At 68.8% G+C, this 11,708-nt stretch carries 8 protein-coding genes; 2 read left to right on the forward strand and 6 right to left on the reverse strand.

From position 1 onward, the window contains the following. Positions 1-2: 2 nt before the first annotated feature. The 3 genes from KF689_01530 to KF689_01540 are packed head-to-tail and all read right to left on the reverse strand — an operon-like array spanning position 3 to position 3,895. The gene (locus KF689_01530; GenBank protein ID MBX3132050.1) at positions 3-1,805 is read right to left on the reverse strand and encodes an MFS transporter; all 1,803 of its coding nucleotides are present in this window, start codon (positions 1,803-1,805) and stop codon (positions 3-5) included. 9 nt (positions 1,806-1,814) lie between these two features. Continuing rightward, on the reverse strand, positions 1,815-2,636 hold the full coding sequence (locus KF689_01535; protein MBX3132051.1) for a type II secretion system F family protein: 822 nt from the start codon (positions 2,634-2,636) through the stop codon (positions 1,815-1,817). Beyond that, positions 2,633-3,895 (reverse strand): hypothetical protein, encoded by a 1,263-nt coding sequence (locus KF689_01540; GenBank protein MBX3132052.1) that lies wholly within the window; start codon positions 3,893-3,895, stop codon positions 2,633-2,635. Before KF689_01540 ends, KF689_01535 begins: the two co-directional genes overlap by 4 nt. Before the next feature lie 3 nt (positions 3,896-3,898). On the opposite strand from KF689_01540, the gene KF689_01545 reads away from it, so the two are divergent. Both KF689_01545 and KF689_01550 read left to right on the forward strand, forming a co-directional pair. Beyond that, positions 3,899-5,386 (forward strand): AAA family ATPase, encoded by a 1,488-nt coding sequence (locus KF689_01545; GenBank protein MBX3132053.1) that lies wholly within the window; start codon positions 3,899-3,901, stop codon positions 5,384-5,386. Between the two features lie 46 nt (positions 5,387-5,432). After that, a complete protein-coding gene (locus tag KF689_01550; GenBank protein ID MBX3132054.1) occupies positions 5,433-5,873 on the forward strand; it encodes a hypothetical protein in 441 nt (146 codons plus the stop codon). Between the two features lie 257 nt (positions 5,874-6,130). Here KF689_01550 and KF689_01555 read toward each other — a convergent pair whose 3' ends face one another. The 3 genes from KF689_01555 to KF689_01565 form a co-directional block, all read right to left on the reverse strand. Next, positions 6,131-7,879 carry an ABC transporter ATP-binding protein gene (locus tag KF689_01555; protein ID MBX3132055.1) on the reverse strand — a complete coding sequence of 583 codons (1,749 nt, stop codon included), beginning with the start codon at positions 7,877-7,879 and terminating at the stop codon, positions 6,131-6,133. Between the two features lie 77 nt (positions 7,880-7,956). Continuing rightward, a complete protein-coding gene (locus KF689_01560) occupies positions 7,957-8,733 on the reverse strand; it encodes a hypothetical protein (GenBank protein ID MBX3132056.1) in 777 nt (258 codons plus the stop codon). Positions 8,734-8,798: 65 nt separating this feature from the next. Further along, positions 8,799-11,672, reverse strand: a complete 2,874-nt coding sequence (locus tag KF689_01565; protein ID MBX3132057.1) for a TonB-dependent receptor — start codon at positions 11,670-11,672, stop codon at positions 8,799-8,801. Between the last annotated feature and the right edge of the window lie 36 nt (positions 11,673-11,708).

Raw genomic sequence — 11,708 nt, forward strand, 5'->3', positions numbered from 1 at the left:
CGTCACGGGATGTACTTCCTCGGGTCGAAGGCCATCTGCGGTGTGTAGAGCGCGCGCAGCGTCTGGATGTCGCGGTCGGGGTCGCCGGTGGTCGCGAACGGCGGATGGATATGAATAGAGCGCGTGGAGAAGTCGAACGCCACCGGCACGATGGGTATCTGGGCCTTGTGCGCGATCCACCAGAAGCCGGAGCGCCAGCGCGGCGTGGCTTTGCGCGTGCCCTCGGGCGAGAGCGCGATGGTCACGCGCTCGCGCTGCTGCACGAGCTCGGCGGTCTGGGTCACGACGTCCTGCTTGCTGAAACGGTCCACCGGGATACCGCCCAGCCAGCGCATCAACAGGCCCAGCGGAAAACGGAACAGCGTGTCCTTGCCGAGGAATGTACCGCGCAGGCCGATGGCGTATTTGGCCATCACGCCGACGCAGAAGTCCCAGTTGGAGGTGTGCGGCGCGACGATGAGCACCATCTTCTTCACGTCGGGGATGGGCTCGCCGGTGAACCTCCACCCGAAGATCCGCATCAGCCCAGTGGCGACGGTGCGCGTGAAGGCATTGCCGCGCGAGTCCACGCTCGGCGCGAGCACGGGGACGTTGACCACGCCCCCGCGGCGTCCGGGCGGGTCGGGCAGGCGGTCGCTGCGCGCGATGGGGCCGAGCACGCGCCAGCTGAACAGGCCGAACGCCGAGAGCAACAGGCCGACGCCGGTGAAGATCGTCGACCAGGCCGGCGCGCCGTCGGCGCGTCGCAGCACTTCCACCAGCGTGCCGCCGACGAGCGGGCCGGTGAGGAAGCCGAACGAGCCCGCCACCTGGAAGCTGCCGAAGAGGCCTTCCCCTGCGCCGCGCTTCGCGAAGTCGCTGACGAGCACGAGGCTCGGGGCGAACATCAGCGCGCTGAGTACGCCGCTGGCGATCATCGCCCAAGGCAGCAGTGACATCGGCAGGAAGCCATACAGCGCGTACACGCCGCCGAAGGCCACGTTGGCGCCGATGAGTGGCCAGAACCAGCCGACGCGGTCAGCGAGCTTGCCGGCCGGCCAACTCAGCACGGCGAAGGGCAGCAGGAACAAGGACATCAGCATTCCGCGCGTGGCGGCACCGACGCCGTGCACCTCGGTCAGGAACAGCGTGAACGTCGAGACGAAGATGCCGATCAAGAAGCGGTCGGCGAAGCCATACGCCAGCGGCATCCAGCTCACGAGGCGGCGGCGGTCCCAGCGATACCGCGCCTGCGGGTCGCGCGCGGGCGCGGCAGACTCGGGGACGAACGCGCCGGTCACGGACGCGAGCAGCAGCAGCACCGCGCCGACGCGATACACGCTGAGCGGATCGCGGTCGATCAAGAGGCCGCCCAACGGTGCGCCGACACCGACGCCGACCATCAGCGCGCCGGCCACCAAACCCAGCGACGCCCCGCGACGCTCCCCGCCGCTGCGGTTGGCGGCAATCATCAGGAAGGTCACCGCCGGCAGGTGCGCGATGCCGTCGAGCGCGCGCCAGGCGAAGAGCCCCGCCAGCGTCGTCGACGCGCCCATCCCGACGAACGAGACGGCGTCGAGCGCCAGCAGGCCCATCACCCAGCGCCGCGTCTGCGGCCAGCGACGGTGCAGGGCCATCGCGACGGGCACGGCGACGATGCCGGCCAACTGGTTGAGCGAGACGAACAGGTGCGCCTGGAACCGCGTCCCGCCGTGCCGGTCGACCACGAGCTCGGTGAGCCCGGGGACCAGCAGCGTGATGGGGACCAGCGTCAGGAACGTCGCGAGCGCGATAGCGCCCAGCGCCGGGGTATTCGAGCGCGTCACGCCCGAAATCTACTTGAAGCCATCCTCATAAAGGTCGGCCAGCCGGCCCAGCGAGCTACCAAAATCCCCAGTGGACTCGGCCACCTGCAGCGCCGCATCGAGCTCCGGCGTGAGAATCGGGCTGCCGCGCAGCGTCACGCTCAGCGGCTGCGAGGCCAAGGCCCGCTCGCCGAATCGCCGCACGTGCGCGTACAGCTGCGGGTCCCCCGACGATTCGGCTGCCAGCATTGCCGCGCGTGGCAGTGGCAGGCCGGCCTCGATGCATAGGGCCAGCGTGCGCGCAAATCGCGCCCGCACGAACTGCGACCGCCGCTGGTATCGTTGTGCCAGCCCGGCCAGCACGACCCCGCCGCCGGCGAACCAACCCACCAAGCCGAGCGCCACGATCGTGAAGTACGCCTTTACCTGGCCGTAGAAGATCAAGGGCAGCGGCGCGACCCACACCGCGAACAGCGTGAGGAACATCGGGTAGGTCATCCACTTCTTCACCTGCAGGATCATCCGGTACTGCCGCTGGTGAAAGTCGGCGAGATGCGTGAGCATTTCCGCCAACTGTCCGGATTCTTCGCCCATTCGCAGCAGCGCGGCCTCGAAGGGCTCGAACAGCTTCGGCGCGGCACGCACCAGGCTGGCGATGTCCTTGCCCTTCGACGTGCCGGCGAGGAGATGATCGCGGATCGCGCCGGTCGCCCCGCCGCGCGCGACGGTCTTGGAGAGGATCGCTGGGTGGGTCAGCCCGGCGCTGAGCCCCATCCGCCAGCCACGATAGAACTCGGAGCGGTCGCGCCCGTCGTCGAAGGCGCGCATCACCGCGGCGATCGACGTCTTCACGCCACGGCCCTCGCCGCGCGTTCTTCGCGCACCAAGTGGCGCAGCGCCCACACGCCCAATGCCGGCCCCACGGCCAGCAGAGCGAAAGCACCTTCCCAGCCCACGCGCGCCACGGCCGGCGGAATGAGTTGGATGGTGAGCGTCGTGAGCAGGAAGCCCAGCGACACCTGCACCGTCAGCGCCGTGCCCACCGCGTGCGCCGGCACCGACTCCGTCACCAACGCCGAGAACTGCGCCGAGTCGGCGATGATGAAAAAGCCCCAAGCCAATGCGAGGATGGCGACAAGCCACGGAGCGCGCCCAAAGGCGAAGCCGATCGCCAGCGCCAGCGCCCCGCTGGCGAGCATCGCACGTGAGGCCACGCGGGCGCGTCCGATGCGATCGCCCACGACACCGCCCCAGAGGCAGCCGAAGCCGCCGATGGCGATCGTCGCGAAGGCCAGCACGCCCACCCAGGGCGCCGCCGCCGATTCAGCGCGGCCACTCGACGCCACGGCACTCGCGGCCAGGAACGCCGGAATCCAGGTCCAGTAGGAGTAGAGCTCGGCCATATGCCCAAGGTAGCCGCCGGTGGCCTGCCGCCAACGGGCACTGCGCAGCACTTCGCCCACCAAGCCCCACGAGAACGGGCGCGCCGGGAACGCGAAGGGGCCGTCGAACCAGCGCCAGTGGATGAGCGCGGCGGCCAGCAACGCTGAGCACGAGGCGGCGATGATGGGGACGGCGAAGGGCAGGGCCGGAATCGCGTGCCACAGGTACGGCGAGGCCTTGCCGACGGTGAGCGCCCCGACGACGAAGGCGATCGCGATGCCGCGGCGGGCGAGAAACCAAGTCGCCGCCATCTTCATCGCGGGCGGATACACACCAGCGAGCATCGCACCGGTGAGGGCGCGGCCGAGCAGGGCGGTGCCGTATCCCGGCGCGACCAAGAGCAGGAGGTTGGCGGCAGCGCCGAGCACCGCGCAGACAGCGAAGAGCCGACGGGCCGGAATGACGTCGGCGAGGTTGAGCAGGGCCGAGACAGCTGTGCCGGCGACGAAGCCCAGCTGGACGGCCGTGGAGAGCCCACCGACTTGGGCGGGCGACAGCTCCCAGCGCAGGGTCAGGGCCGGCGCCGCGGCGCTACCGGCGAACCACAGGCTCATCCCCAGCAGCTCGGCCACGGCCACCAGCGCGAGCATCCGCCAGGCTTGGGCGGGTGGGTGCGAAGTGTCGTCCGGCGCGGTAACTTGGCGCCCATCTCCCGCAGAGGCGTGCATCGCGTGAAAGATACGGCGGCCGAACTCGAGCTGCTCATCCGTTCCAAGTACGCGCTCCTGCTCCTCGACACACCGGAGCTCGAGCGCGCCGACCAGTTGCTGGCAACCATCGCCTCGCAGCAGTCGCTGCTGTTCTTCTCCTGGAGCCGCTCGCGGGGCATTCGCCGGGGCGCACAGCCGGGCGACCCGATCATCGAGAAGACGGCCGAGCCCGCCGCGGCGTTGGCGCGCATCCCGCAGGAGGGTGTCGGCGTCTTTCACTTTCGCGGCCTCGGTGCGTTTCTCGACGATCCGGTGGTGGCCAGCCACGTCACCGACGTGGTGGCGCACTTCGGCAACCGTCGCGGTGCGCTGGTGATTTCCGGGCACGGCGTGCACCTGCCGGACTCACTGCGACCGCACGCGGTGACGCTCGAGCTGCCGCCGCCGAGCTTCAACGACCATCGCCAGTTGCTCGAGCGCGTCATCCGCGAGCTCTCGGCCAAGATGCCGGTGCGCGTCGAGATCACGCACGAGGAACGCACGCGCCTCGTGAACAACCTCGTAGGCCTCACGCACACCGAGGCCGAGAAGGTCATCACCAAGCTGATAATGGAAGACGGCGCCCTGCGCGCCAACGACGTGAAGCGCGTGGCCGAGGCTAAGCGGCAGGTGGTGGAGCAGGACGGCCTGCTGGAATACTGGCCGGCCGAGCAATCGCTGGGCGAGGTCGCGGGGCTGCACGGCTTCAAGGCCTGGTTGGCCAAACGTCGCGCCGTGGTCCACGACCCGCAGCGGGCGGCGCAGTTCGGTCTCGGGTTCCCGCGCGGTGTGTTGCTCCTGGGCGTGCCGGGCTGCGGGAAGTCGCTCTGCGCCAAGGCCGTGGCCAGCGAATGGGGCCTGCCGCTGCTGAAGCTCGACCCGGCCAACCTCTACGACAAGTACATCGGCGACAGCGAGAAGAACTTCAAGCGCGCGATGCGCACCGCCGAGCGGATGGCGCCGATCGTGCTGTGGATTGACGAGCTCGAGAAGGCCTTCGCCAGTGGCGGCGACTCTGACGGCGGCGTCTCCAAGCGTGTGTTCGGCACCTTCCTGAGCTGGTTGCAGGAGCGCCAGGGCGACGTCTTCGTGATGGCGACGTCCAACGACATCGCCAAGCTGCCGCCGGAGTTCATCCGCAAAGGGCGCTTCGACGAAGTGTTCTTCGTGGACCTGCCCAAGGTGGCGGCGCGCTCCGAGATCTTCCGGATCCATCTGCAGCGCCGCAACCAGGATCCGGCCCGCTTCGACCTCCCCGCGCTCGCGCAGGCCAGTGAGGGCTTCAGCGGCGCCGAGATCGAGCAGGTGGTGGTGGGCGGCCTCTACGGCGCCTTCTCGGGCAACACCGCGCTCGACACCGGCGCGCTCCTGCACGAGATTTCGTCCACCCGACCGCTGTCAGGCACGATGTGGGAGCGGATCGCCGAGTTGCGGGAATGGGCCTCGACGCGCACCGTCGCGGCCGACTGAGAGCCGATTCACCCACCGTCGCACCCACCCTTACGAGGCACTGCCGATGCGCATCAGACTCGCCGCCACCCTCGCCGGCCTCGCGCTGGCATCCACCGCCTGCGCCAGCTCGTCCTCGACGCCTGCGGCTTCCGCGCCGGCGCCTGCCGCGGCTCCCGCCGCCGTCGCCCAGCCGGCCCCTGCCGCGGTCAACCCGGTGGGCCGTTGGACCATCGCCCTCACGGCACAAGGGCAGGCCTTCGACTTCGTGATGGACCTGCGCCACGTCTCCGGCGACGACTACTCGGGCGTCATCTCCAGCCAGGCCTTCCCGCCGATGTCCACCAACTCGGCCAAGCGCAGCGGCAACTCGATGATCATCAAGGTCACCGCGCCCACGGGGGACGAGGCCACGTTCAACATCATCTTCGAGGGCGACGTCCTCAGCGGCGAATGGTCGATGCCGGGGGATGGGTCGCGGGTGAGCGGGAGACGGGTGGCGCAGTAAGGTTCGGTCCGGACTGCGTTTCACCACAGAGGGCACAGAGGGCACAGAGGGCACAGAGAACGGCAACTGCGAACTGCTCCTAACGCAGAGGCGCAGAGCTCGCAGAGAACAGCAACTGCTTTTTTAGGGGGCTCGCACCGATAACTCGGTACGAGCCCCCAAGAATTTGCAGTTGCGGTTGTAGTTCTCTGCGAACTCTGCGCCTCTGCGTTGAACAAGCAGTGCAGTTCTCTGTGCCCTCTGTGGTGAATAGCAGTTCAGCCCGTGACGTCGAGCGGAACCACCTCCTCCCCGGGGTTCACGAACAAATCCTGCTCCACCGCGTGCTGCGTGTCGTGCAGGACCTTGTACCGCCCTCCGAGCGCCATCAGCTCGCGGTGCGACCCGCGCTCGATGATCTGCCCCTCCTCGAGCACGAGGATCTGGTCCGCTGAGCGGATCGTCGAGAGCCGGTGCGCGATGACGAAGGTCGTGCGTCCGGCGCGCAGTTGGCGCAGGGCCTCGCGGATCTCGCGCTCGCTCTCGGAGTCCAGCGAGCTCGTGGCCTCGTCGAGGATCAGCACCTGCGGGTCGGCGAGGATGGCGCGGGCGATCGCGACGCGCTGCCGCTGCCCGCCGGAGAGCTTCACGCCGCGCTCGCCGACGATGGTCTCGTAGCCGTCGGGGAAGCCCTTCACGAACTCGTCGCAGTTGGCGATGCGCGCCGCCGCGATGATCTCGTCGCGCGTGGCCCCTGGCCGCGAGAACGCGATGTTCTCGGCCACCGTGCCGTCGAAGAGGAAGTTGTCCTGCAGCACCACGCCTAGCGTGCTGCGATAGTCGCGCAGGCGGAGCGTGGCGAGGTCCTGCCCGCCGATCGTGATGCGGCCGCGCAGCGGACGGTTGAACGCCAGGATCAGCGAGATCAACGTGCTCTTGCCCGAGCCGCTGGAGCCCACCAGCGCCGTGGTCGTGCCGGCCTTGGCGGTGAAGGTGACGTCCTTGAGCACGGGAATGCCCGGACGGTACTCGAACCACACGCCCTCGAACGCGACGTCGCCGTTAGCGTCGTTCAGCAGATGCCGAGCGCGGTCGTCCTCGTCCTCGGTGGGCGTCTCGAAGATCTCGCGGATGCGGTCGAGGCCGGCGAAGGCCTCCGTGATCTGCGTGCCGATGTTGGCCATCTGCACCACCGGGAAGCTGACGAGGCCGACGAAGAACACGTAGCTGATGAGGTCGCCGAGCGTCATCTGGCCCGCGGCCACCGCGCGGCCGCCGACGACGAGGATCAGCACGCCCACCGCACCGATGATCACCGTCGCCATCGCGCCGACGGCGCTGGTGCCGGTGATGGTGCTGGCGATGTTCCGGAACAGCCGATGTGCGCCGCGCGTGAAGACGATCTCCTCGCGCTTTTCGGCGGTGTACACCTTCACCACGCGCGCGCCGCCCATCGCCTGGCCGAGCCGTCCGCTGACCTCGGCCTGGATCTTGGAACGCTCGCGGAAGATCGGCCGCAGCTTCACGAAGGCGTAGGCCATCACGCCGCCGAACACCGCCAGGAACACCAGCGTGACGACGGTGAGGAACCAGTTGAGATAGAACAGGTAGCCCAGCGCCAGCGAGGCCGTGAGCATCCCGCCCACCAGTTGGATGATGCCCGTGCCGATGAGGTTGCGGATGCCTTCGGCGTCGTTCATCACGCGGTTGATGAGGATGCCGCTCTGCGTCGCGTCGAAGAAGCTCACCGGGAGGCGCAGCACACGCGCCTGCACCTTGCGGCGCAGTTCGGTGATGGCGCGCTGGGCGGCCACCGAGATCACCTGCGAGAGCGCGAAGGAGCTCGAGGCTTGCAGCAGCGTGGCCACGCCGGCGGCGACGGCGATCGGCGTGAGCAGCTCGATGCGTCCCTTGCCGAGCACCTCGTCGACGATCCACTTCACGCTGCCGGGGAGGACGAGGCCCGAGAGGCGATTGACGAGCATCAACACGAGGCCGATGCCGAGGGCGCCGCGGTGCTGCCACATCAGGCGCCGGGTCTCGGCCCAGGCGGCCTTGTAGTTGGTGGGCTTCTTCTCTGGCTTGGCGGGCTGGGTTGGTGCGGTCACCGAAGGGTCTCGCGGATCCGGAGCATCGGCTCCGGGTCGTCGGTAATGATGCCGTTGATGCCAGCGCGCCACAGGCCTGCGGCGCGGGCAGGGTCATTGATGGTCCAGACGTGCGTCGGGCCGCCGGCGGCGCGCATCATCTGCGCAAAGCGCTCGACGGGCAGGGGGATGATGCGGTGGAACGGCGGGATGCAGAGCGCTTGGTACGGGAGGCGCGTGGGCCGCGCACCGGCAAGGGCCGGAAGGTACTGCCTCGTGAGCGTGCCGGAGCCGGGGCTGACCGGCACGCCCGCCTCCTGAAAAGGAATCAGCGCCTCGTCCAGAAAGCTCCCGACGAGCACGCGGTGCAGGTTCTGCGTCTCGCGGAGGACGGCGAGGGCAGGGCGGGCGACCTCCACCGACTTCATCTCGATGATCAGCGGCAGGTCGGGGATGGCCGCCAGCGCCTCGCGCAACGAGGGGACGGGCTCGGGACGGTCGCGGAAGGCAAAGCTGCGTCCGCCGTCCGTACTGAACCGGTACGCGGCGTTGACCTGCGCCAACTCGGCGCTGCTGCGCTCGCGGATGGGGCCCCGGGCGTCGGTGGTGCGGTCCAGGGTGGGGTCGTGGTGCAGCACCGGTTCGCCGTCGCGGGCGAGGTGCAGGTCGAATTCCAGCGCATCCACGCCGAGCGCTGCCGCGTGGCGCAGCGAGGCGAGGGTGTTCTCGGGCCGCACGGCGCGGGCGCCGCGGTGGCCGATGACGAGGCGGCGCGAGGGGTCGAGCAGGAGCACCCTGCAAAATACACGGCGGGGGGTGGGCCGCTTGGCCCACCCCCCGCCGGTCCTGCAGGTGTCGCTTAGAAGTTGTACGAGACGCGGGTCGTGGCGAACCGGCCGACCGGGGCGACGCCGATGAACGACGGCACCTGGTTGTCGAGCAGGTTCTGGATGTTGAGCGACCAGCGGATGTTCTGGGCCACCGGGAGCTTCCAGGAGAAGCCGGCGTCCAGGAAGGCGTTGACCGGGACGCGGTCGTAGCGCACCGGCGTACCGACGTTGTAGCTGTTGAACACGCCCGAGTTGACCGGGAAGGCGTCCATATACCGACCGCGGATCTCGTAGCTCATATTGCGCGTCTCGTCCGAACGGCGGACGGTCAGCGAGCCCCGGTGCTTCGGCGTGTTGGCGGCGAGCGGGTTGGCCGCCGTGGCGCCGCGCGCGTCAGCGAAGACGTTGCGGCTCAGGTTGGAGTAGGTGGCCTCGACTGCCCAGCCACCGTCGAGCAGGTAGTCGACGGCGAGGTCGATGCCGCGGACGTCCACGTGGCCTTCGGCGTTCTGGTACGTGAACACGAAGTACGAGCGGTCGTACAGCGGCGAATCGAAGGCCAGCGTGCCCGTCGGGATGCTCGCGAGCGTGGTGATGATGGTCGACATCGCCGCCGGTACGGCGGGCGCCGGCACACCATTGGCCACCAACGCGCCCTGCAACGTGGCATTGCCGCCGACGAAGCCCGTGAGGCCGTTCGGGCTGGTGCCGGAGCCCGGATCGAAGAACACGGCGTCGTCGAAGTTCACGACCTGGGTGGTCGGATCGGCGGGCCGGATCTGGTACCAGTAGTCCGCCGAGAAGCGCAGGCGGTCACCGATGATGCCCTTGTAGCCGATTTCCCAGGTGTTGGAGAAGTTGGCACCCAGCGGGGCGAGGTCCTGCACGGTGTTGAAGTTCACCAGCGGCGAGCCGAGGCCCGGCGTCAGGTTGCGCAGGACCAACGGCATCTGCGTGTTGGTCGGCGTCAGACCGTTGAGGGCCGCAGCGATGTTGTCGCGCTGGGTCGTGTTCAGGCCGAATGCCGCGGCCAATCCGGCCGCAATCTGCGCACCGACGCCGGCGTTGAGCACCGCAGGGAACATCTGGGCGCCCGCCACTGGGGTGCGGTTGTTCCCGGTGAAGTTGGACTGCATGCACAGGCCGTTGGCCGTGGTCTGCGCCGTGGCGCAGCTGCGGTCATAGCGCCAGCCGTCCTTGGCCGGGTTGCCGAAGATGCGCACTTCCGTATTCCCGGTGGCCGGGTTGTTGAAGCCCGGGCCGGCGTCCACCGACTGTCCCGACCACTGGTCGAGGAAGAAGGCGAACGACGCCGGCGAACCGAACGCGCGGTTGAACGTGAAGCGGAAGTTGTGGTTCGGCGCGGCCTTGTAGAGCAGCGCGGCGCGGGGCGAGAACTGCGTGCCTTCGATGCGCGAGTTCATATCGCCGCGCACGGCGCCGAGCAGGTCCAGCTTGTCGGTCAGCGGCTGCGTGAACTGCAGGTAACCGCCCATCTCATTGATGTTGTCGTCGTTCTCGTTGCGACCCATAATCGTCCCCTTGGTCTCCGGGGTGGTCGCGATGTAATCGATGCCGCCGACGAGGCGCGTGCTGCCGAGCGTGTACGCCTGCTGCGCCTGGAACACCAGCACCGAGGACTGGTCCACGACCGGGATGCCGGAGCGGAGGTAGAAGGTGCCGTTCGGGTCGTTGGCGTCGTTGTTGCCGGAGTTCGACGCGTTGTAGAACACCTGCGCGAAGAAGTCCTTGTGGCGGAAGCGCTGCTGGAAGTTGGTGTAGCTCCAGTTCTGCACCTGCGCCGCGCCGAAGGTCGTCGTGATTTCGAGTGCGCTGCCGGCCATCGTGTAGCCGAAGGTCGTGATGGCCTCGGTGTCCTCGTTCGGGCGCCAGTCGAGGCGGGCCTCGGTGCTGTAGCGCTCGAGGCCGAAGTTGCGCGTCACCGGCTGGCCCTGGCGGCTGGCGGGCACGCGCGCATCGGTGGCCGACCAGGTGGCCGGCTCGTTGGGGTCGTTGTACTGCCAGTCGTCGGCGCGGAAGTACTCGCCCGAGAGCTTGAAGGCGAACTGGTCGTTGATGCGCTGCGCGTGGCGGCCGGCGAGGCGGAACATCGAGCGCTCACCGCCGTCCAGCGTCAGCGAGGTGCCGCGCGAATCGAACGGCGACTTCGTGATCACGTGGAGCACGCCGGCGCCGGAGTTCGGGCCATACAGCGCCGAGGCCGGACCCTGCAGCACCTCGATGCGGTCGATGTCCTCGCCGGTGCCGGTGAACAGGAACGGCACGTTGACGCGCAGCGAGGGCACGCCGGCGAAGCGGTAGTCCTGCAGCATCAGCATCGACGTCGAGAACGCGTTGTTGAAGCCGCGCGAGACGATGTTCGCCTGCACGATGCCGCCGTTCGAGATCGACAGGCCCGGCTGACCCTTGAGGTGGTCGGTGACCGTGACCGCCGGACGTTCGGCGATGCGCTCCGAGGTGATCATCGAGATCGCGTTGGGCGACTCGAGGATCTTCTCGCCGCCGACGCCGCGCACGCCCGTCGAGACCACCGGGTTGAGGATGGCGGCGACCTGCGTCAGCGCGACGTTGAGGGTCACCGTCGCGCCGGCCGCTACCGTCACGCCCTCGATGCGGCGCTTGGAGTAGCCGATGGACGTGACCTCGACCGCGTACGTGCCGGCCGGGACGGTGAGGCGGTACGAACCGTCCTCCCCGGAACCGACGGGCATCCCGGCGGGCGTGGCGCCGGTGAAAGCCTGCACGCGAGCGCCCGGGAGCGCAGCGCCCCCTTCCTCCTGCGTGACGCGGCCACTGATCGTGCCGTTCTGGGCGTCGGCGGCGCCAGCGGCCGCAACGAAGCCAAGGACCGCGAGCAACCTGCTGACGAGACGGATGCGCATACGAGACATACCTCGAAGCGGTGGGATGTGAGGTCC

The organism is Gemmatimonadaceae bacterium (assembly GCA_019637355.1).
Taxonomy (GTDB): Bacteria; Gemmatimonadota; Gemmatimonadetes; order Gemmatimonadales; family Gemmatimonadaceae; genus Pseudogemmatithrix.